The sequence below is a fragment of the Mycoplasma pogonae genome, from assembly GCF_054170725.1.
Window position 1 is genome coordinate 1 of the sequence record NZ_JBSWZS010000009.1, and the last position, 23,564, is coordinate 23,564.

Genomic DNA, 23,564 nt, shown 5'->3' on the forward strand with positions numbered 1-23,564 from the left:
TCAAGGCTGACAATATCAAATGAAAAAATATCAAAATGCTTTAGAAGAAAAAGGGATTATTCAATCAATGTCAAGAAAAGGGAATTGCTTAGATAATTCAATTATGGAAAACTTTTTTGGAATCCTAAAAAGAGAAATGTTTTATGGACATGAACATGAATTTGAGGATATTGAAGATTTAATTAAAGCAATAGAAAACTACATTGAATATTATAATAACCAAAGGATATCAATTAGATTAAATAAAATGACCCCTGCAGAATTCAGGGATCATTCAAATACTTAAAATTTATAAGTCCAACTTTTGGGGCGCATAGCAAAACTCATAATAAAAAAATAGAAAAAACAAATAAAAATATAAAAAAATATATTAATACATTTTTAGCATTTTTATCTGTGATTCTTCCGGCATTAATTGCAGTTTTTTCATTAATTCAATTAGGTAAAGAAGTAGAAGTCTGACAAATATTTTTAGCTGCCTTAGGGTTAATTGTTGCAGTTTTTGGGTTAGTTATGCTAACTTTTTGACTTTACAATAAAGAAACAAAAAAATAAAAATATTATCATATAAAGTAAAAATAAACTAGGGTAAAAAGTGAACCATAAAAGATTAAACACGCCTGAATATTGAGGCGGGCGAAACTTGGAGGTTCACTTTTTTTGTCCTAGTTTAAAACCTCATTATGAGGTTTTTCATTTATTAATTTTTTAAACTACACAAGATTCACATTCATCATATTTTTCACTATCTTCTAAAATGTCTTGCCTTACCCGAACATAATAAATTGAAGAACATCCTTGTTTGAAAGCATTAATATAAGCTCTATTTAAATCACGAGTTGTTGCAGTGTCTTTCATAAATAAAGTTAGCGAAATTGCTTGATCGACATGTTGCTGTGCAGCAGCTGCAATGTTAATAATTGGATCCGGCCCTAATTCATAAGCGCCTTCTGCATAATATCCCATATTATCTCAATTAATTTTATAAGCCGGAACATAAACTCTTCCTAATTTCCCCTCTTTACGCACTTCAACTGGTGCTACAACCGGTTGTAAGCTTGGGGTACATGAACTTAAGTAACTAATTGAACCCGTTGGAGCAACTGCCATAAGATGTGAATTAGCTAAACCGGTTTTTTTAATTTCTTCAACAAGCTTAATTCAATCTTGTTGTGTTGGAATTTCAACATTGTACTGTTTAAATAAAGTTTTAATTTTTTCGGTTGCAAAAGTTCATTTATCTGGTGCTACTTTTGTGTATTTATCAAAGTAACTTCCATCAGCATAAGTTGATTTATTAAAGTTGGCATAAACTCCAACTTTTTTAGCTAATTCATTTGATGAACGGTAGGCATGATAAGCTACAGTATAGAAAAACATATTTGTGAAATCAACTGCTTCTGGTGAATTATAAAAAATGTGATTTGTTGCTAAAAATCCATGTAAATTCATTGCTCCTAATCCAATAGCGTGATTTAAACGATTTCCTTTTTCAATTGAAGGCGAAGAAGAGATATCTGTATATCTCGAAATTCTATCAAGCGCATAAACAGAATCCTCAATTAATTCACCAAATTCTGCGCCACTTTCCATAGCTTTTGCTATATTTAAACTTCCTAAATTACAGCAAATATCTTCTCCTGTTTTAGTAAAACTTAAATCTGTTGAATATTCTGAAGGTGTTGAAACTTGCACAATTTCACTACATAAATTTGACATCACAATTCTTCCGTAAGGATGAGGATTTCTTTTATTAACTGTGTCATCAAATAATAAATATGGGTATCCACTTTCAAAGTGTAATTCTGCAATTGTTTGAAATAATTTTCGAGCATTAATTCAAGTTTTTTTAATTTTTGGGTTGTTGACTAAATTGTAATATTCTTCAGTAATTGAAATATCACTCATTGCTTTTTTGTATTCTTTTTCTACATCATAAGGACTAAAAAGTGCCATATCTTCATTATTTTTAGCTAATTGAAAAGTAATATCAGGAATTACAACTCCTAAAGATAAAGATTTAATACGAATTTTTTCATCAGCATTTTCACGTTTAGTATCTAAAAAAGTCATAATTTCAGGGTGGTGAACATTTAAATAAACGGCTCCAGCACCTTGTCTTTGACCTAATTGATTTGCATAAGAAAATGAATCTTCTAAAATTTTCATAACAGGAACAATTCCTGTGGCTTGATTTTCAATTTTCTTAATTGGGGCACCAAATTCACGTAAGTTAGTTAAACATAACGCTACTCCACCACCACGTTTTGAAAGTTGTAATGATGTTGTAACTGCTCTACCAATTGATTCCATGTTGTCTTCAATTCTTAATAGATAGCAAGAAATAAATTCTCCACGTTGTTTTTTACCGGCATTTAAAAAAGTTGGTGTGGCAGGTTGGTAGCGTCCTAACATAATTTGTTTTAAAACTTTTTGAGCTTTATCGAATTCACCTTGAGCTAAAAATAAAGCATTCATCACACAGCGATCTTCAAAATTTTCTAAATACTGCGAATCATCAAACGATTTTAAAGCATAAGCATTATAAAACTTTAAAACTCCCATAAAGCTTGGAAAAGTATGGTTGTAGCTTTTGGCTTGATTTCAAATTTCTTTTAATTGCTTATCTGAATATTTATTTAAAACATTTTGGTCATAGTAATCATTTTCAACTAGATATGCTAGTTTTTCTTTTAATGTTTCAAAACGTTTTAAACGCGGTAAAACATGATTATGTAAATATTTATCCACTGCTTCTAAATCTAATTTTAGATTATTTTCATCAGCTAAAAACATTTTAGCTTTAGCATTTAATGCAATGTATTCATCATTACCAAATTGGCTTTCAGTTGTGTTTTTTACTAAATCTTTTTCTTTCATTTTGAGCTCACTCTCTTGATTATTATGCTTCTTTTGCTCAGAATTTTTTTAAAATGTTCTGAATATTTTCAACATCAGCTTGTGTTCCTAATAATTCAAATTGGAATAAAAGCGGAACGTTTAATTTTTTTGATAGAATTGGTCCGGCAATTGCAAAAGTATTGCCAAAATTAGTATTGCCAGAAGCAATTACTCCCCGGCACAATTCACGGTTGTTTTTATTATTTAAAAATTTAATTACTTGCTTTGGTACAGCACCAGAAGTGTGCTCGCCACCACCGCTATAAGTTGGCACAATTAAGACATATTCTTTATTAACTTTTAAATCTTGGTCAATATCATAAGGGATTCGCGCATTTTCAAATCCTAATTTTTGGATAAAACGATGTGTATTATTTGAAATTGAAGAAAAATAAACTACAAATATTTCTCCAGAAGGTTTTATAACTTGATCATCACTAATTTTAATAACATCATGATGCATTAGAATTCTCAATCCTCATCTTCGGTTTCTTCAGTTACACCCATAATATATGAAGAACCATTACCTGAAAAGAAATCGTGATTTTCATCAGCGCGAGCTGAAAGTTGAGCAAAAATTTCTGGTTGAATTCTTGTTTCTTCTTCAGTAAAAGGTGAATCATAACCTAAATTTTGTAAGAATTTTCCAGCATTGTAGACACTAAAACGAATTGCATCTTCAGCAATTCCGAAGCCATCATATAACTCATACAAATAAGCTTTTTCTAGATCAATTAATTTGTATAACAAGTCAAAAACAAATTCTTTCATTTCTGCTTGTTCTTCGGGGCTTAATTTTTCAACCTTTTTTTGGAACTTATAGCCACTATAATAGTTATGAATGACTTTATCACGCAAGATCAATCTTATAATGTCAGAAGTATTCGGTAATTTTCCTCTAGCTGATAAATAAAACGGCAAGTAGAATCCACCATATAACAAAAATCCTGGCATTAAAGCTGCAGCAACTTTAGATTTTAAGGAATTTTTTTCAACATAGTAAGGAATTAAAACATTTGCTCTTTCTTGCAATGTTTTAGTATTAATTACTCATTCATGAGCTTCTTCAATTTGTTCACTTGAACATAATGTTGAAAAAATTGTTCCATATGAACGGGCATGTACTGCCACCATAAAGGCAAAATTAGTGTAAATAACTTGTTCATGATCAGTTAGTGAAAATGGGATTTGAGCTACATCTCCTACAGTTGCTTGCACCGTATCTAACAAAGTTAGTCCAGTAAAAGTTCTTGTAATTAACTGTTGTCATTCAGGAGTTAATGTTTTTCAAGACATTAAATCATTTGATACAGGAATTTTTTCTGGTAATCAAAAGTTTTGCGTAATTCGGTTTCAAACTTCTAAATCTTTAGGATCATTAATTACGTTTCAATTAACTGAACGCATTTTACCTTTAAAGCCATTTAAAGCATATTCTAGTGGGGAAACAGATTCATTATAGTATTGATTTTTAACTTTAGACATTAGTGCTCCTTTGATAAAAATTAAGTTTGGCTTTTTATTATACTATTTTTAAAAACTAAAAAAACAAAATATAACACTTGTATAACAGTTTATTTTTTAGCTGTTTTTTTAGTTTGTTAAATTAATATATAACATTTTTAAAATTCATAAAGCAAAAAGTTTTTTTGTTGCAAAATTTTCAGTTTTATTCAAATAAAAAGCTACTAATTAACCAGAAGTTCCTAATAAAATTTTATAAATTTGAATTCTTAATAATATTTTCTCTTTTATTTTATAGTGATGCTAAACACATATATTTAATTGTAAATATTTAAAATATTATTTGGCAGTTTTAATAAAAAACACATTCATTAGTTTATTTAAAAACTTTTGAATGTGTTTTTTTATTTAATCATTATCTTTGAAATTTTATTTCAAATATTGATCAATATTTTCAATTGAAACTACAACTGTGGCGGCATCTACTTTATTTAGTATTTCTTTACCATTTAAAATATCAAGCACACTTTCTACAGCAATTTTGCCCATTAATGCTGGTTGTTGAATAACCGTTGCTGCCATTTTGCCCTCTTTAATTAGTTTTAAAGCATCCTCTGTTCCATCAAATCCTAAAACATAATATTTTAGTGGTTTGGGATCATAGGGCTTGGTATTAATTGCTTCATATTTTTTAGCTTCAATAGCATTGATAGCACCAACAGCCATTTCATCATTATCAGCAAAAATTATATTAAATGCTTCAGAGTCTGAAGATAAAATGGTTCCAGTTTTTTCAATTGCTTGTGCCCGATTAAAGTTAGCAATTTGATTTCTCCAGTAAGGTTTTCCAAATCCTTGCTCAAAACCAGCTTTTCTATCAATTGCAGCTTGTGCTCCAGCTACTCCTTCAAGGTGAAAAACATTTGAATTTTCTGAACCAACATATGTTTTTTTAAATCATTCAGCAATATCTTTAGCGCCTAAAACATTATTAGAAGCAATTGTTTGGTTAATTTTAACATCATCCCCTGAAATGACGCGGTCAACAGCAATTACTGGGATATTTTTTGACACAGCATCTTTTAACCCGCCATTTCAAGCTGTTTGTGAATTAATTACATTAATAATGATCGCTTTTGAATTAAGTGCAATTGCATTTTTAATATTTTCAGTTTGCTTATTATCATCTTCTTGTGAATCTAAAACATTTAGTTCATATTCGTTATTATCTGCCAATTCTTTTCTAGCAGCATTTTCAATACTATTAAAAAATGGGTTAGTTCTTGTTGATAAAATTAATGAAATTACTTGCTTTTGTTGTGGTCGATTTGCAATAGCGATACCCGCCCCAATTCCTGTAATAATGGATAAAAAAGCTATTACAAATAAACCGCTTTTTCAAAATTTATTTCATGATTGACTAAGTCTAATTTTTAGCATTAGTACCCACGCACCCTAGTTAAAATATTTACAAATTTACTTTTTACATTAAATTGATTATCAAATAATACAGCAAGCAAAATAATTACCCCACGAAATACAAGTTGCATATTTGAATCAACTCTTAAGAAAACAAGAGCATTATTAAGAATGCTAATTAATAATCAACCAATAATTGTTTTGCCAATACTTCCTTTACCGCCACTTAGTGAGGTTCCTCCTAAAACTACTGCAGCAATTGCAGAAAGCTCATACCCAACACCAGTTTGTGGTTCAATAGATTTAACATTTCCAATGTATCCTAGCGAAGCTAGAAATATCATTAATCCAGAAATGCCAAATACACTTGTGATAATTAGTTTAGTTTTAATCCCGCTTGCTTTTGATGCAACTTTATTTGTTCCTGTTGCATAAACATATCTTCCAAATTTTGTTCATTTTAAAATAAACATTAAAATTAAAGTCACAATTATAAAGATAAATACCATTGAAGGAATTGCTAAAATTGTGCCATTACCTAAAAAATTAATAAATTCATTTCCTCTTATTGAAACTGGCTTTCCTTCTAAAACAACATTTAAAATCCCTCTAAATACTAATAAACCAACAAGAGTTACAATAAATGATTGTAATTTGCCATAAGAACTTAAAAATCCCATTGCTAAACTTAAGGCCAACGCAATTATTAACCCTATAATTAATGACAATCCCAATGATAATTCATTAGTTGTATGTAAGTATAATGCTATACCACCCGAAAGTGCCATTGTTGATCCAACAGATAAATCAATTGACCCTGTTAAAATAATGAATGTCATTCCAATAGCAAGTAAACCAACAACAACATTTTGTTGCAAGATATTATTTAATCAGTTTTCTAAGTAAAAAAACCTTGGATAAATTGAACCCACAATTAAGGCAAAAATTAAAATTAAGAAAATTAGTTTATTTTTAAATATTCAATTTAAAAGCGAATTATCTACTTTTTTATAAAAAGCAATATTTTTAAAATTATTTAAATAATTTGAAGTTTTTACTGGTTGTAAAAGTTTATTTTCTGTTTTTTGATGTTGTAATTTTAGTTTATTTTCTAAACCATCATATTTGTGATTTATTAATAATAATTGTTTTGAAAAAATTAGTGAATCTTGTTTTTTGATGGCATTAATTTCTTCTGTTTTTTGATTATGTAAATCTTGCAAAGCTTTTTGATATTGCTCATTATTTTGTGCTATTTCTAATTTTAAATTTTTATATTTAATGTTTTGTTGCTGCAAAATTTGCTCATTTTTTTCAGTGATTTTTTGAGCTAATTGTATTTCTTTGTTTTGAGCATATTTTTCAAAAATTATAATTTGTTGCTTAATTTTTTGACTATAATTTTGCAACTTAGTTTCTAAAATTTTTTCCTGTTGTACTAGTTTAGTTTTTAGTTTTTCAGCTTTAGTTTTATAACTTAATGTAGTTTCAGCAATTGCACTTTTTGTTTGATTATCTAAAAGCATTTTAGCTTGAATATCAATTATTTTATTTTCTAAATTGTTAATCTTGTTTTTTAAATAATTGTTTTTGTCTTGATATAAAACTGCTCTTTTACGAACTTTATCCAGATGTTTTTCAATTGTGATTTGATTTTCGAATTTTAAATCTTTTAGGCGTTCTTCATTTTCATGAATTGGCTTATAAATTAAATTATCAATATAATCTAATGATTTACTCATTTGCACCTTCCCTTAAACCTAATGCATAATTCATAATTTGCTTTTGATTTAATTTTTCTTTTGTATCTACTTCTATTTTTCCTTCGTGCATAACTATTAAACGATCAGCTATCCCAATGATTTCTGGTAAATCAGATGAAATTACAACAACAGCTTTTCCAGAATTTTTCAATTGCTCAATAATTTCATAAATTTCTCTTCTAGCGCCTACATCCACTCCGCGTGTTGGTTCATCAAAAATAATTATTTGAGGGTCTGAAAGTAATGCTTTTGAAATTGCTACTTTTTGCTGATTACCACCAGAAAGGTTTTTAACAAGTTGATTTAAAGAATTTCTTTTTACTCGTAATTGATTATTAATATTTTCATTAACTATTTGTTCACGATTAGGATAAATAAACAATCCTTTAGCTAAACTTATTTTATCAATTGCAGAAATTGAGTCATTAAAACTAATTGATTTTTCTAAAAATAGTCCTTCTTGCTTACGATCTTCGGAAATGTAGTAGATATGGTTTTTAATTGCTTCACTTGGAGAATTAAAAACTATTTTTTTATTATTTAAATAAATCGATCCTGAAGTTATAGGTTCGTATCCTAAAAGTGCTTTAAATAATTCAGTTCTTTTAGCTCCTACCAATCCGGCAAATCCCAAAATTTCATGAGTGTTAATTTCAAAATTAATATTTTTAACATTTTTATTATTTAAGTTTTGAATTTTCAAAATTGGAATTTTTTCAAAAGTGTTATTTTTTAATGGAAATTGACTTTCCAATTTTCTTCCAACCATCAACTCAATTATTTCGGAATTTGTAGTTTGTAAATAAGACATTTCTTGGATATATTTCCCATCTCGATAAACAGTTATGTAATCACCAATTTTTTCTAATTCTTCCATTCTGTGGGTAATATAAAGAATTGCAATTTTTTCTTTTTTTAATTTTTCAATAATTTCAAAAAACTTAATTGTTTCCTTTAATCCAATTGAGGAAGTAGGTTCATCAAAAATAATTACTTTCGATTTTTGTGATAAGGCTTTAGCAATTTCAACAATTTGTTTTTCTGCAATGGTTAATTTTTCAGCTTTTGTTCTAACATCTAATTTGGGATCAAGTTGATTAATAATTTCTTGAGCTAAATTATTAATTTCTGAATAATTGATGATCCCGAATTTATTAGTTTTTTCACGCCCTAAAAAAATATTTTCTGCAATTGTCAAAGTATCAACTAATTTAATTTCTTGATGCACAATTGCGACTCCCATTTTTTGAAATTCTTTAATTCCTTGAGCTGTAACTTTTTTGCCTTCGAAAAATATTTCTCCTTGATCTGGGGCTAAATTACCAGAAATAATATTCATGATAGTTGATTTACCAGCTCCGTTTTCGCCCATCAAAATATTAGCTTTACCAGCATAAGCTCTGATTTCTACTTTATCTAAGGCCAAAACTTTGCCAAAAGCTTTTTTAATGTTTTTAGCTTCTAAAATAACATTCATTAGAAATTAACTCCAGCAACTAAAATTGCATTAGCATAAGGTGTTGTTTCGCCAGTTCTAATAAAAGCTTTTGCTTTTTTAGTTTGTGTTTTAAAATTTTCGTGATTTATTTTTTCTAGCTTGATTTCAGGATAATCCTGTAATGCTTCTTTCATTTCATTAAAAATGCGGTTTGAATCATTTGAATGATTAAACATTTCACTAGCTACAACAATTTTTTCAACTGCCATGTATTCCACAACAGCTTGAAAAACATCAATAAATTCAGGAATTCCCGGAATTAATGATAAATCAATAATTTGAGGGTTATTATCTTTAGGAATTGGTAATCCAGCATCGCAAATAACAATTTCATCAAAATGCCCCAATTGCGCAATTAAGTGATTAATTGCTGGATTTAAAATAAAGTTTGGATATCTAAACATTTTTTATAACCTCCTCATAAATTGGAATTGATGTTGCAGCACCTTGGCGAGTTATTGAAATGCTTGCTGCACTAATTCCAAACTTAATTGCTTCTTCTAGTGTAGATCCAAGTGATATTTGTGATAAAAATCCACCAATAAAACTATCACCAGCACCAGTTGTATCAACTACATTAACATTCTTTTTAGCAGGCACGTTAACTAATTGTTTTTCTGAATTAATATAGTAAACGCCTTTAGCTCCAAAAGTTACAATTAAATTTGTGTGCGGGTGTGTTTTTTGAGTTTCTAAAAGTAACTGATGAATTTCTTCTTCACTACCCACAGGCTCCCGATCAAAGATTGTTGCTAATTCTGTTTCATTTGGAATTATGTAATCGCATAATTGCAAAATTTCATCAGGAATTTTTTTAGCAGGAGCGGGATTTAAAATCACTTTTTTACCATATTGTTTTGCTAACTGAATTAAATCAAAAACAAATTCATGATTAATTTCTAATTGAAATAGTAAATAATCATAGGGTTTAATAATTTCTACTCATTTATTTCAATCTTGATTGACAAAATCGTGGTTAGCTCCTGGCATCAACACAATTGTATTTTCGCCATTAGCTGAAACATAAATGGAAGCAATTCCAGTTACATTATTAGTTTGTTCGATGTGATTAATATCAATACCGTGTTTTTGCAATTCAGTTAAAGCAAAATTGGCTTCTTGGTCTTTTCCTACTTTGCCGATGAAATCAACTGTTGCATTAAGTTTTTTTAACGCAATTGCTTGATTAGATCCTTTACCACCCAAAAAAGTTTTTTTATTAGACGAATAAATAGTTTCCCCATTTTTTGGAAAGTTTTTCATTTGCAAAACTTGATCTACATTAACTGACCCAACAACTAAAATTTTTGATTGCATAATTTCACCTCATATTAAATTTATATAAGTAAATTATTATGATTTTTGTGCAAAATTTAAACTTAAAGAAAAAAAATAACATTTTTTATTTTTAAAATGTTATTTTTTTTCTTTTGTATTTCATTCATTAATTGTGGTTTTACATTCTTTAAAATTAAGTTTAACTTTTAAATATTCAACAATTACATCAATGATATAGTGCTGAGAAATAGAGTTATTAATTGAATTATTAACTCAAATGTCATTTATTTCATAGATTAAGACTCATTTATTAGTTTTAATTAATTCTGGGTTTGCAGTAATCAAAATAAAATCAATATTTTTATTTTTTAAAACATCTATTAAAAAATCAATTTCTTTACTTTTTCCTGAATGAGAAAATAAAATAAATAATTCTTGTTGTGAAAGGTGATCAATTTTTGCTAATAAATTAGAAAAATCTTGTTCTACAATTGCAGTTTTTCCAATTGATTCTAATTTTAAATTTAACAATTGACAAGAAATTAATGATTGTTTATTGCCATATAAACGAATTACTGAAGCTTCAATGATTCTTTGAATAGCATCAACAAAAATTTGATTATTCAAATTTTCAACAATTTTATTAATAGCATAAATATAAGTGTTAGTAATTTTTTGAGCAAAGTTTTTTGGCGTTTTTGATTCAACTTCTTCATTAATAAAGTTATTTGTTATAACTTTATAATGCACATAAAATTGCATGTCGCGCAATGAATTAAAGCCAATTTTTATGTAAAGCCGCGAAATAACTCCGGAAGATACTGCGCAAACATCAGCAATTTTATTAATAGAAAAATTAACAAAATCCATTGGTTTTTTGTTAATAAATTCAATGACATCTTTTTCATAGTTAGTTAAAATATTGTATTTGTCCTCAAAAAATTTCATATTTAAATTATAGTTCTTAAAAATTTTATCTATTGAAAAAACTAAAACAAAAAAATTTAACGTTTTTGAATAGTGTAAGCATCTTAGCGATTTTTGGTGGCGATTTAAAATTAATTGAATTAACTGTTTTTATATTAATTAATGTATGTTTTTATTTGTTTTAAAATCTTGATAAGTAAAGGGATATCAATAAAACTTAATTATTCTAATAGTTTTGGATATTTTAACATAATAAAAAAGCAAACTTCTCATTTTTAAGGGCTTGCTTTTTTAGTTATATTTAATTTTTATCTATTGAGAAATCAATTAAATTTTTGATTTATTTCTCTAATTTTAGAAAATAATTTTTCATAAAATATAGCTTTATTTTTATCATCATAAAAACGAGAAACATTAGCAGGAATTATAATTTTGTAATAAGGTTTTTGAAAATTTCTTTGATCTCAAATTAAAATTGGTCAATCAATGATTTTGCTTATAATAATATTTTCTTTAAAGGCAAATTCTTTTGAGTTTTCATAATAATTAACATGCTCAACTTCTGAATCATATAAATCATTAATTTTGTAATTATTTTTTAAATGCTTTTCATTTTTTTGAAATAAATTTTCAATTTCTAAATATTTTTTAGTTAGCACAAAATATTTTAAATACTTAGAATTTTCATCATTTCAAAAAGCATAAAAAGGTTTAGTAAAATTTAACTTAATGTATTTTCAACCTTTTTTGTGATAATAGTTTTGCTCTTTAATTGTTGAATCAGTGTTTATTTTACTTAAATTAAACAAAAAGTCATTGTCAATAAAATCTTCACTAATTTTTCTACAATAATTTCTTTTTAATTTTAAAAAATTAATTTGTTTTAAATTATTTTCTTTAACAAATTTATTAAATAAAATTTCAATATTAGCAAAATTATTTTTTCATTCATTGCTTTTAAAAATAATGGAATCATTATTGTAATTAATGATTGGCCAACCAAAAATTTTTTTAATAAATTTTTCAATTTTACTTGCATATAAATTTTGTGTTGAATCGAATTCACCATATACCACACTTCAATATTCGGAATTTTTAAAAAAGAATTGCGCTTTTGAGTTCACCGGCTTATTTTTGACTAAAATTAATGTTTGTTTAACTTTATCCAAGTAATACTGGGTATCAAAAAAAGGATATTCAATATTTGAAATATCATAATTATCAAAAATATTAATTTTATAAGAATCAAAACCGAAATATTCATTTTTTAAAATGTATAAGTCATAATCTTCATCGAATTCATCAAAATTCTTATATTTAGAAAATTCTTTTTCAGGAAATATTTCATAGTTATTATTAATATTTTCTAAGTTAAATTCTTTTTCATAACCATCGCATAATTGTCCTCAATCTTTTTCAGAAAAATTAAAAATTGAAACTTTATCAGCGAATGATAATTTTTCATTATTAATAATTTTTTTAGAGCCGCTTGTTTTATTTAAATAAATTTCACTAAAATTAATTTTGCTTAATTTAGTTTTAACTAAATTAGAATTATTTAAATTGGCTATTACTTTATCGAAATTTTTTTTGCTTATCATATAATCTTCTACATTTATAGACACATGTTAGTGTAATTTATATTTTAATTTATGATTATTTTACTCATTAAAAATAGTTCAAAACAACTCAAAATAATTGTTAACTTCTTTTATTTTTTGAAGCGCTTTTTCAAAAAATTTTTTAGAATCGTTTTTATTATAAAAATTATTTATGCTTAATGGAAAAATAAATTTATAAAATGGTTTTCTGAAATTTCTTTGATCTCAAACTAAAATAGGTCAAATTATATTTTTAGTAAAAATGATATTTTTTTCAAAAGCTAATTGTTGTAATTCTGTTTTGTAAGCGAAATGAAACTCATAAGAAAAATCATGTTTAGAAGGATTAAATTTTTGTTGCAAATGCTTAACATTTAAAAAATCTTCATCTAACTTAAAAAATTTTAGATATGGTACATCGCTATCTTTTCAAAAATTATAATATTCATGATTTTTTTTCGTCAATGGATAATTTTTGGACTCATTTAAAAAATATAGTTTTATTTCACTAATATCTTTCATTAGATTTCCTTCCTGATTTCTTATGCCAGTTATTAATGGATTATAAATATTCATTTCAGGATAGTCTAACACAAGATTTTTTCATTCAATATATTCAGAAGGATAAATAGAATAATTATTTAAAATAAATGAGTAATCAATTTCTTGCAAATCATTTTTTTTAATGAATTTTTCAAATGATGTTTCACCATCCGATAATGAATATCTTCCAATATCATATGAATTTTTTTCGAAAAAACGATAGTTAATAATAGGTCAACCAAAAATTTCTTTAATTATTCCCTCAATTTTATTAATAAAAGTTTTTGTTTTTGGAGTTTCCCCATAAACAATTTCGCAATAATTAGAATGTTTTACATAAAATTCTGCTTTGCCATTATTTGGTGTATTTTTTACTAAAATAAAAGTTTGTTTAAATCCTTTATAATTATTCATTTCAAAAATAGGGTATTTTAAAAACTCTTTTTTACCTAACTCTAAAAATTCTATTTTGCTAGAATCATATCCAAAATGCTCATTTTTTAAAATATAGAGATCATATTCACTATCAAATTTTTTGGAATCATCATCATACATATAATTTTCAAAAAAAATATTAGTAGGGTATTCAGAATTAAAATTTTCATAAGGTGTTTCACCATCATTTCAACAAACTTCATAAGGAGTATCGTAAAAATTAAATAAATCTAATTTTTCAGAAAAATAAAATTTTTCTGCATTAGTTTCAAATGGCAAATCATCTAGATTTAAATAAATATCTTCAAATTTTAATTTTCCTAATTTAGTTTTTTCTAATTTGTATTTTTTTAAATTCTCAATTACATCATTGAAATTTTTTTCACTTATCATGCTACTCTACTTTGATTTTAATTCTTTTCACATTTGTAATTAAAATTAGTTTTCCCATACAAAATATCATTTTTTTTCTTACATTCCATTTTAAAATCCCTTTTTATATTTGAAATCACTAATAAAATTATAATGTAAAATTTATATCTGTGTTTTAAACTAAAGAATTATAGAATTTTAAAATAATAATTTTTATAAGATTAAAATTTATATATAACTAAATAAATCTTAATATTGCTTGACTAATTATAAGTTCAAAAATATCTAAACTTATGCAAATATATAAAAAAATAATATTTAAAAATTTTAGTTCAATTCAATATTCAAACAAGTTAAAATTAGATTTTTTGTGGCCTTTTAAATTTTTTGTTAAAAATATATTATTACTTAGCTATTTTTAAAATTGATTTGAAAACTTCATTTGTGGTTCAACAATCACCTAGTGCACGGTGTGCATTAGGATTGCTAATATTTAAATTTTTAGAAACTGTTTCTAATCTATAGTTACTAAGACTAAAAAATTTTCTAGATAAAACTAGTACATCTATAGTTTTGAAAGAAATTTTTTTAGATAAGTGTTTTTCAATATTATATATTAAAAATTTTTGATCAAAATTAGTAATGTTGTAGCCAACTATTCGGGCATCGCCGATGAAATCTAGAAACTTTTGCAAAACTTCTTTAGGGTGCGGAGCATTTTGAACCATTTCATTAGTTATTCCAGTTTTTTTTAAAATAAAATGTGGAATTAGTGATGTTCCGGTATTTAATAAACTACTAAATCTTGCTGCTTCTTCACCATTAACATATTTGATAGCGCCAATTTCTGTGATTTTATCTCTTGAAGGGTCTAAACCTGTAGTTTCGATATCGACAACAACATATTCTTGTAAATTATATTTGTTTCACATTATTTAGTATCCCATTGCTTCTTCATATTCATCTAATGTTCCTTTAAAGATGAATGAAGAATCTGTTTTAATTTCCAAAATTACATTTGCTACTTCTTTTACAAAAGCACGGTTGTAAGTTGTAAAAATTACTCCGGAATCATAATATTTTAATCCTTCAATTACAGAATCGATTGATTCTGTATCAAGGTGATCAAGTGGTTGATCAAAAATTAAAAAGTTAGACTCAGTTAGCATCATTCTTGAAAACATTAAACGTGCTTTTTCTCCTCCCGAAGTCACACTTGCATTTTTGAATACAGATTCACCACTAAAAAGCATTCTTCCTAAAAAACCACGCATTCTTTGGTCTGAATTATCCTTATTAGCTTCGGTAGTATTGTAAGAAGGTCATTTGCTAATTCAATCTAAAATAGTTTCTGAAGTTTGAAAATAACTTGTGTTATCAGAAGGGAAATAAGTGGGTTGAATTGTGCTTCCTCATTTTACAGTTCCAGTTGTTGGCTTTTCTAGACCCATTAAAACTTCTAATAATTTAGTTTTAGCAATATCATCTTCACCTAATAGTGCCATTTTTTCACCTGGTGCTAATGTGAAAGATAAGTTACTAAATAATGTTTCACCAGTTTGACTTACGTAACTTAAATTTTCAACTTCTAAAATTTGTTTACCTGGTTTTGGAAAAACTTCAAATCGAATAAATGGATATTTTCTTGTTGACGGTTTAATGTCTTCTAAAACAATTTTTTCTAACGCTTTTTTCCGCGAAGTAGCTTGTGAAGATTTTGAAGCATTAGCTGAAAAACGCGCTACAAAAGCTTGCAACTTAGCAATTTGTTCTTCTTTTTTGGCATTAGCATTTTTGACCATGTCCCGCATTAGTTCTGAAGATTGTTTTCAAAAACTATAGTTTCCAGCAAACATTCTTGCTTCTCCAAAATCAATATCAACAATATCAGTACAAATTTGATCTAAGAAATCACTATCGTGAGAAACAACGATCACAATATTTTCATAATCAATTAAAAAATTTTCTAATCATTTGATTGACTTTAAATCCAGGTGGTTAGTTGGCTCATCCATAATTAAAACATCAGGATTACCAAATAAAGCTTTAGCTAATAAAACTTTAACTTTTTCTGAAGCTTTTAAATCTTTCATTTCTCAGCTTCATTTTTCTTTTTCAATCCCTAAACCTGATAACAAAATTTGAGCATCATTTTCTGCATTTCAGCCACCCATCATTCCAAATTGCTCTTCCAATTCACTTGCACGGGTATAATCATCTTCCGTTGATTCAGGATCCATATAAATTTTATTTTTTTCTTCTTGGATTTTGTATAGTTGTTCATTACCCATAATTACAACATCAGTTACGTTATGATTGTTGTAAATGTTATGATCTTGAGATAATACTGAAATTCTTTGGTCTTTGCCAAGTGCTACTTCACCTGATGAAGCTTCTATTTGACCTGATAGAATTTTTAAAAATGTCGATTTCCCAGCTCCATTAGCACCAATAATTCCGTATGTATTACCTTCTGTAAATTTTAAATTTACATTTTCAAATAATTTTTTATCTGAAAAAATTTTTGATAAGTTTCTAACTTCCAGCATTTTTACCTCATATATATAAAAAAATAATTATTTTTATTATAATTTAAAAAATTTTTAAATCAAACAAAGGTTTAAAACAAAACTAAGTTAATTATTATTTTTGATATTATTTCACATTAAAAAACATTAGAAAAGAAAATTTATGTCGGAGAGCAAATCTAAAATTCACAATATTTTTAGCAGACAATCAATTGCTGCTTGGTTTAAAGAACACTTCTTTTTTTCAAAAAGCGAATTCAAAATGTTTTTGTTTTTTACAACACCAATCATTTTGTCATCGTTTTTTTATTCATTGAATGGTTTTATTGATAACTTTATGGTCACTCACATTCCAGGAGGTTTGACAGCATTAAATTATGCTAATGGCTGAACCGGAATTCTTTATTCCATTTACATTGGAATTAACATTGTCGGAAGTATGCTTTATGGGCAATTTAGAGGAATGAATAATGAATCATATATTAAATCATTGACAAGATTACGTTATTTTTTATCCTTTTTTATATCTGCTGTTTTTTGTATTTTTGCATCAATCATGCCTGAACGCTTTATTCATGTTTTTTCAGGTAACAAAGCAGGTCATTTAGATGTTGAAGGAATTGAAAATGGGATTATTTATATCCGTTATATTGCTTTTGTGTGATTAATCACTTCAATAACTTTTGTTAACACTAACATTATGCGTGAAATTGGTGTAAGCAAATTTGTGCTATATGCAATTTTAATTTCTATTACAACTAATGTTGTTCTAAATTATTTATTTATGCATGTGTGAAAATATGGTGTCAATGGTGCTGCGATTGCAACAATAATTTCACAAAGTATTTTTGCTATCACTAATACAATCTTTTTATTTTTTAAAAAAAGATTTTTTCTTGTAAATTTCTTATTAATTTGAAAAATTGATCGTGCTGTTTGAATGTATTATTTAAAAAGAGTTTTTACTGTCGTTATTGCTTCGGCAAGTATCATTTTTGTAGCTTTGCGAACAGCGATTTGATCAAGGGGGTTGCCCGCTGGATCAATTGGTGCTACACAATGAAATTTAGGGGCAGCTGCAGTTTTGGCAATGACATCAACAATTACAAATATTTTGACAGCTTCTTATCCTTCGATCAGCTCTACAATTTCCACTTTTGTAGGTAAAAATTTGGGTAATAATAAATTAGATAAAGCAATGTATAATGCTAAAAAAATTCGGGGGTTTAACTTCATCTTTTCCACATTTTTTTCAATTACATTTATAATTATCTTAATTGTCATCCCCTACATCACATACTTTTCTTCCGGCTTCACAAAAGAAGTGCAGAATAATTTACAAAATACAGGTTTAACTGAAGCGGAAATATCCAGCCAAGTCCAAGAAGCTGGGGATTTTTATATGAAACAAATTCAGTTAACATTAATTCCAATTTTATTTTTTAATCCTTTTTGAATTTGAGTAATTGCTACAAGTCGTATTTTAGGCTCTGGTGGGCAAACTAATAAAATTGCAATTATTGATATGTCATTCAATGGAATTCACTTTTTATTTTTAGTATTTTTATCTTTTGTGGTCGCCGAGCCACTAAAAAATAATGTCGCAAGTGAATCGTTATTACCATTATTAGTTTTTTTCTTTTTTGCATTTGAAGTAGTCTTCAAAACTGTAATTTATGAAATTTTATTCCACAAAATTAAATGAAATAAAAAATTAGAAAATAAATAGGAGAAAATATATGTACAAAAAATTATTTACATCAGAATCCGTAGGAAGAGGGCATCCTGATAAAATTTGTGATCAAATTAGTGATGCGATTTTAGATGCGATTTTAGCAAAAGATCCAGAAGCAAGAGTGGCTTGTGAGGTTTTTGCTTCAAATCACCTTATTGTAATTGGTGGTGAAATTACTACTGTAAGTAAAGTTGATGTTATTGCTGTAGCTTGAGAAGTTTTAGAGTCACTAGGGTATAAAAAGGGTGATTTTGAAATTATCCCAAATATTAATCATCAATCACCTGACATTAGTCAAGGAATCGTTTTAGAAGATGGACAAATTGGAGCCGGAGACCAAGGCATTATGTTTGGTTATGCAACTAATGAAACACCTGAATATATGCCTTTACCAATTGTTTTAGCACATGCCTTAGCAAAAGAGGCCGAAACTTTAAGAAGTAAAAAACAATTTCCTTATGCAAAAGCCGATATGAAAACACAAGTAACAATTGATTATACAAATGCTAAGCCACAAATTCATACTGTATTAATGTCTGTGCAGCATGATGAAAGTTATAATGAAGCAGAATTCAAAGATTTTATTAAAAATAATATTATTTACAAAATTGCTGAAAAATATAATTTAAATAAAAATTTTAGAGTTTTAATTAATCCGACTGGAAAATTTGTAATTGGAGGACCAATTGGAGATGCGGGATTAACTGGAAGAAAAATTATAGTTGATACTTACGGCGGAGCTGCCAAACATGGTGGAGGCGCTTTTTCCGGAAAAGACGCTACCAAAGTGGATCGTTCAGCTGCTTATGCAGCACGATGAGTTGCTAAAAATTTAGTTGCTGCTGGTGTGGCTGATCGCTTAGAAATTCAATTATCCTATGCTATTGGTTGGCCAGAACCGATCTCAATTGCTGTTGATACTTTTGATACAGGAAAAATTAGTGATGAGTGTATTTTAGAAATTATTAATCATGTTTTTAATTTAACTCCTAAAGGTATTATTGAAACTTTAGAATTAAAAAAACCAATTTATAAACACACCGCTTACTTTGGCCACTTCGGAAGAAATGATTTAGATCTTCCTTGAGAAAGGTTAAATAAAGTAGATGAAATTAAAGCATTAATATAAACTATTAATTTAGCGAAAATTCTTGATGAGTGAAGTAAAAATCATCTGGGTGGATCCAGTATCGCCCAGCAATACAAATACCTTCATCATCATAACCATATAAATAAACTACAACCAATTTTTGATACTCAGGTCAAAAATTGGTTTTTTCATATTGTAAATGATAAACTGTATTTTTTAAAACTTTTCTTTTTAAGAAAAATTCAATAATATTAGTTTCTGCAGCAACTTCAGGAAGTGAATATTTTTTTGAGACGAAATATTCAGCATGCATAATTAAAGTGTTTTGCTTAAAATATTTTTTAATATAACTATCATAACCATAAGTAAAAATAATTTTGTGTTTAGCAAATCAATCAGGTTCAGCTAAATCTACTTTTTGAATTTTTGAATTTTCACTATTAATTTTTGCAGAAATAGGTTCAATAATATTGCATAAATTTTCAGCTACAAAACGCCCTTTTTTAGGAACTGTATAAACGTACCCTAATTGCTCTAACTTTTTGTAAGCTGAAATGACAGTAATTCTAGATGAACCAAATTTTTCAATTAAAAAGTTTTCACTCGGAAGAATTTGGTTAGTCTTCACTTTTTTACTTTCAATTAAATTAATTAAATAATTAATAATTTCTTCAACTTTATTGATTTTTTCTTGCATGTTGGATATATTATAGTGTTTTTTGTAAAAATAAAAGCAACTCTAGTATCAGAGTTACCTTATAAGCAAATTAAATTATTTTTTAGCGTCAACAAGTTTTTTGTATTCAGCAATCAATCTATTTAAAGTATCAGTAGCTTCAAAACCACCATTTGTCACATTAACTAGAACTTCATCTCCATTATTAAACCCAGAAACTAAATAATTATCAACAGCAGAAGAAATATCTTCATCATTATAATTACTTGAAGAATTTAACAATGGGTCTTTAATATCAAAGTTTGCATTAGTTGGTACATTGTATGGTGTTGTAAATCCCATTGTATTTGTAGCATATTCTAAACCACTTTTTGTTTGGTATAAAAATCTTAAAAATAATTGCGCTGTTTTTAGTTTAGCAGCATCGCTTGCTAAATTAGTCACTCCTCATCATTGGCTTACACCTTTAAAAATTAGCGCTGTTTCATCATCATTGTCATAAACCGGCATTGGTAAGAAACCAATATTAACATCTTTATTAGCTGCTTTAATTTGCGGTGTTGCTCATGTCCCGTTTTGCGACATTCCAAAAGCTCCCACAGCTACACTTTGCATTGCTTTATCAACTGTATTTGAAATTGCGTTATATGGTTTATTGTGTCCATAAATTTCTAATGCTTTTTTCATACTTTCGATTAATGCTGGAGTAATTACTGAGTTTGGATCCATTAATTTATCACTATCAAATGATAAATTATTTTTCACAGCAATTGTTGCTCCTAAAAGGTGATTTGTAACTGGTCAAATATTTGATCTTGTTGTTTTAGATGTTGTATAAATTGGCTTAACATTTTTTTCTTCTAATCATTTATTTAAAGCTTCATGTCCAGGTCTTTTTAAATCATCTGTGAAAACATATAATTTATTTTCAAAAACAATTGTTCCATTATAGTCTGTAGGTTTTTGTAATCCAACTGGCTTATCTGTTGCTTCTTCAAATTTTTTACCCTCAAAGACAACAATATTTTTTTGGGTAAATAAATCTTTATTGTAAATTAATCCAAATGTTTCTAATGTTGCTGGCATAAATTTTTTGTTATTAACACTAATTTGTTGTTTTACATCAGTAATATTGCTTAATAATTCTTCAACCGGCGAAGATTTCATTTGACTATCAATTTGTCGATAAGCATTTGCGCTACCTGCTCCGACCAGTAAAACATTGCCCGTTCCATTAGCGAATTTAGTAGTTAAAAAAGTTCCATAGTCTTGAGCACCACCAATTTGGGTAAATGATAATTTAGTTCCATAAAATGCATTAAACTCTTCAATTAATTTTCTAGAATCAGCACTAATTTCTTGTTTGTTGGCGATAATTTCCATTGGTTCTGTTGAATATCCACTTAATGTTGTTTTTAATGCAACAGCTAGTGGATCTGATTCCATTGATTTATATAATTCTGATTTTCCAGCTTCTGTAGCATTTGCGCCACAGGCCACCACTGTAGCAATGGGGAATGTTGCAGCAATCGAAAGTAATAATTTTGATTTTATTGATTTTTTAAACATAAGTATTTTCCTTTATTTCTTTATTTAAAATCTATTTTTTAACCTTATTTTTGATCATTTTTATAATTTTTGATAATAACGATTTTCTTTGGCCTTTTTCTTTAGATTTTTCTAAAAGCTTGCGTCGAATTTCAATTTTATCATTTGAGCTAATTCAGTTTTTTAATGCTTGAATTGTTTCTAGATTAAATTCTGAGGATAGCGATACTGTTGTTTCTTGATCAAAAATGTGCATTCTTGATAATATAGGATAAATTGTTACTGTTTGATTAATTTCAAAATCTTCATAAGAACTTGTTATGAATGTAATCTCTTCTCCAAAAGAATTTTCTGAATCTCCCAAAATTTTTGCACGGTATAAATATTCATTCCCTAGCATTTCTTTTTCTTGAGAAATTTTTACCTTTAATGAGTAATCATAAGCTTCTCCGACTTCTTTAATAGTTGAAAAATCAGTTGGACGTAATCCAATAACAATTTTTTGACCTTCCTCTAAATTGTTTGTTTTATATTGTGGAATTTTTATTTTTATCCCTTTATCGCTATGGATATATCCTTTAGAATATTTCCCATAAATTAAGTTAATTGCTGGAGTTCCAACGAATGAAGCCACAAAGATTGTTGAAGGGTTTCTGTAAATTTCATTTGGTGTACCATACTGCAAAACAAATCCGTCTGTCATTACTGCAATTTTATCCGCCATTGTCATTGCTTCAATTTGATCGTGAGTAACATAAATAGTTCCGGAATTAACCTTATGATGCAGACTTCTAATTTCTTTACGCATCGTTGCTCTTAATTTAGCATCTAAGTTAGATAGTGGTTCATCCATTAAAAATAATGTGGGATTACTTACAATAGAGCGACCTAATGCAACCCTTTGTCTTTGACCACCCGATAAGGCTGCTGGTTTTTGATTTAAATAATATTCCAATCCTAAAATTTTTGCAGCTTCAGCAACTTTTTCTTCAATAATCTTTTTATTATTTTGTTCTTTTAATGCTTGCTTCAATTCTGGTTTAAGTTTTGCTATTGACAATTTTAAATTTAAAGCTTTTTTCATATAATCGGGTAAGTCATCTTTGTTGGCAATTGTTTTAGCAATTTTGCGTTCTGAATTTTGAATGAAAGTAGCCATACTAATTGCTTTAATATTTAAATTTTCATACTTTTGCGATTTCGGGTTTACCAACTTTAATTTGTTGTGTAATTTTTCAAGTTTTCGTTGATATTTTTTAATTTTTAAAGCATTTTTATCAATGTTTTTAATTTCAAAAATTCGATTTTTATTAGCTAAAAAATCATTTTCTAAAACCTTAATTTGTCGAAAAATTTCTCCAGCTTTTCCTAGTTTATTTTTATTAGCTTTTAAACCAAAAGCTATATTATTTTTTACACTTAAATGCGGGAATAGGGCATAATTTTGAAAAACCATTGTTAGATTTCTAGCTGCTGGTTCAGAATTAGTGACATTAACATTATTTATTAGGATCTCACCTTGTGATACCTCTTCTAAACCTGCAATAATTCTTAATGTTGTTGTTTTCCCACAACCTGAAGGGCCTAATAATGCTAAAAATTCACCTTTTTCTAATTTAATATTTGTTCCAAAAACAGCTTGAAAACCATTATCATAAATTTTGTCCACATTATTTAATTCCAAAACATAGTTGGAATTATTTTTTTGGATTGTATTTTTTAATTGCCTTTCTAAATCATTAATAAAATCAGGCAATTTTAATTCTTTGCTCATTTTTTGCATTGC

Annotated in this window: 20 protein-coding genes; 4 read left to right on the plus strand and 16 right to left on the minus strand. The window is 27.2% G+C overall.

From position 1 onward, the window contains the following. Positions 1 to 286: transposase (locus ACW95P_RS03335; RefSeq protein WP_457961818.1), on the plus strand; the 286-nt coding region annotated here is incomplete at its 5' end. A 110-nt stretch (positions 287 to 396) separates the two neighbouring features. Beyond that, on the plus strand, positions 397 to 555 hold the full coding sequence (locus ACW95P_RS03340) for a hypothetical protein (RefSeq protein ID WP_457961819.1): 159 nt from the start codon (positions 397 to 399) through the stop codon (positions 553 to 555). A 153-nt stretch (positions 556 to 708) separates the two neighbouring features. Here the strand turns inward: ACW95P_RS03340 and nrdE are convergent, their stop codons facing one another. From nrdE to ACW95P_RS03405, 13 genes are all read right to left on the minus strand, one after another. Next, the gene (gene nrdE, locus ACW95P_RS03345; RefSeq protein ID WP_457961820.1) at positions 709 to 2,880 is read right to left on the minus strand and encodes a class 1b ribonucleoside-diphosphate reductase subunit alpha; all 2,172 of its coding nucleotides are present in this window, start codon (positions 2,878 to 2,880) and stop codon (positions 709 to 711) included. Positions 2,881 to 2,902: 22 nt separating this feature from the next. Continuing rightward, positions 2,903 to 3,364: a class Ib ribonucleoside-diphosphate reductase assembly flavoprotein NrdI gene (gene nrdI, locus ACW95P_RS03350; RefSeq protein WP_457961821.1), complete on the minus strand. Its 462-nt coding sequence runs from the start codon at positions 3,362 to 3,364 to the stop codon at positions 2,903 to 2,905. After that, positions 3,364 to 4,386, minus strand: coding sequence for a class 1b ribonucleoside-diphosphate reductase subunit beta (nrdF, locus tag ACW95P_RS03355; protein WP_457961822.1), 1,023 nt, complete (start codon positions 4,384 to 4,386; stop codon positions 3,364 to 3,366). Before nrdF ends, nrdI begins: the two co-directional genes overlap by 1 nt. Before the next feature lie 408 nt (positions 4,387 to 4,794). After that, entirely contained in the window at positions 4,795 to 5,805 is a 1,011-nt protein-coding gene (locus ACW95P_RS03360; RefSeq protein ID WP_457961823.1) for a substrate-binding domain-containing protein, read from the minus strand. Then, positions 5,805 to 7,526, minus strand: a complete 1,722-nt coding sequence (locus tag ACW95P_RS03365) for an ABC transporter permease (RefSeq protein ID WP_457961824.1) — start codon at positions 7,524 to 7,526, stop codon at positions 5,805 to 5,807. The genes ACW95P_RS03360 and ACW95P_RS03365 overlap by 1 nt, the downstream gene beginning before the upstream one ends. Further along, the gene (locus ACW95P_RS03370; protein ID WP_457961825.1) at positions 7,519 to 9,024 is read right to left on the minus strand and encodes a sugar ABC transporter ATP-binding protein; all 1,506 of its coding nucleotides are present in this window, start codon (positions 9,022 to 9,024) and stop codon (positions 7,519 to 7,521) included. Before ACW95P_RS03370 ends, ACW95P_RS03365 begins: the two co-directional genes overlap by 8 nt. Beyond that, positions 9,024 to 9,449 carry a D-ribose pyranase gene (gene rbsD / locus ACW95P_RS03375; RefSeq protein ID WP_457961826.1) on the minus strand — a complete coding sequence of 142 codons (426 nt, stop codon included), beginning with the start codon at positions 9,447 to 9,449 and terminating at the stop codon, positions 9,024 to 9,026. Before rbsD ends, ACW95P_RS03370 begins: the two co-directional genes overlap by 1 nt. Then, positions 9,442 to 10,362, minus strand: coding sequence for a ribokinase (rbsK, locus tag ACW95P_RS03380; RefSeq protein ID WP_457961827.1), 921 nt, complete (start codon positions 10,360 to 10,362; stop codon positions 9,442 to 9,444). The genes rbsD and rbsK overlap by 8 nt, the downstream gene beginning before the upstream one ends. A 99-nt stretch (positions 10,363 to 10,461) precedes the next feature. Continuing rightward, on the minus strand, positions 10,462 to 11,271 hold the full coding sequence (locus ACW95P_RS03385; RefSeq protein WP_457961828.1) for a MurR/RpiR family transcriptional regulator: 810 nt from the start codon (positions 11,269 to 11,271) through the stop codon (positions 10,462 to 10,464). Positions 11,272 to 11,558: 287 nt separating this feature from the next. Continuing rightward, a complete protein-coding gene (locus ACW95P_RS03390) occupies positions 11,559 to 12,851 on the minus strand; it encodes a hypothetical protein (protein WP_457961829.1) in 1,293 nt (430 codons plus the stop codon). A gap of 60 nt (positions 12,852 to 12,911) precedes the next feature. Continuing rightward, entirely contained in the window at positions 12,912 to 14,222 is a 1,311-nt protein-coding gene (locus tag ACW95P_RS03395) for a hypothetical protein (RefSeq protein ID WP_457961830.1), read from the minus strand. A 383-nt stretch (positions 14,223 to 14,605) separates the two neighbouring features. Next, the gene (locus ACW95P_RS03400) at positions 14,606 to 15,133 is read right to left on the minus strand and encodes a 3'-5' exonuclease (RefSeq protein WP_457961831.1); all 528 of its coding nucleotides are present in this window, start codon (positions 15,131 to 15,133) and stop codon (positions 14,606 to 14,608) included. Between the two features lie 3 nt (positions 15,134 to 15,136). Then, the gene (locus tag ACW95P_RS03405) at positions 15,137 to 16,750 is read right to left on the minus strand and encodes an ABC-F family ATP-binding cassette domain-containing protein (RefSeq protein ID WP_457961832.1); all 1,614 of its coding nucleotides are present in this window, start codon (positions 16,748 to 16,750) and stop codon (positions 15,137 to 15,139) included. A gap of 142 nt (positions 16,751 to 16,892) precedes the next feature. Between ACW95P_RS03405 and ACW95P_RS03410 the strand changes: the two genes are divergently transcribed. Both ACW95P_RS03410 and metK read left to right on the plus strand, forming a co-directional pair. Next, on the plus strand, positions 16,893 to 18,458 hold the full coding sequence (locus ACW95P_RS03410; protein ID WP_457961833.1) for an MATE family efflux transporter: 1,566 nt from the start codon (positions 16,893 to 16,895) through the stop codon (positions 18,456 to 18,458). A 10-nt stretch (positions 18,459 to 18,468) separates the two neighbouring features. Beyond that, positions 18,469 to 19,593 carry a methionine adenosyltransferase gene (gene metK, locus ACW95P_RS03415; RefSeq protein WP_457961834.1) on the plus strand — a complete coding sequence of 375 codons (1,125 nt, stop codon included), beginning with the start codon at positions 18,469 to 18,471 and terminating at the stop codon, positions 19,591 to 19,593. 4 nt (positions 19,594 to 19,597) lie between these two features. Here metK and ACW95P_RS03420 read toward each other — a convergent pair whose 3' ends face one another. From ACW95P_RS03420 to ACW95P_RS03430, 3 genes are all read right to left on the minus strand, one after another. Then, on the minus strand, positions 19,598 to 20,251 hold the full coding sequence (locus tag ACW95P_RS03420; protein ID WP_457961835.1) for a winged helix-turn-helix domain-containing protein: 654 nt from the start codon (positions 20,249 to 20,251) through the stop codon (positions 19,598 to 19,600). Between the two features lie 75 nt (positions 20,252 to 20,326). Continuing rightward, positions 20,327 to 21,799: an ABC transporter substrate-binding protein gene (locus ACW95P_RS03425; RefSeq protein ID WP_457961836.1), complete on the minus strand. Its 1,473-nt coding sequence runs from the start codon at positions 21,797 to 21,799 to the stop codon at positions 20,327 to 20,329. A gap of 31 nt (positions 21,800 to 21,830) precedes the next feature. Further along, on the minus strand, positions 21,831 to 23,552 hold the full coding sequence (locus ACW95P_RS03430; protein ID WP_457961837.1) for an ABC transporter ATP-binding protein: 1,722 nt from the start codon (positions 23,550 to 23,552) through the stop codon (positions 21,831 to 21,833). Positions 23,553 to 23,564: the final 12 nt, after the last annotated feature.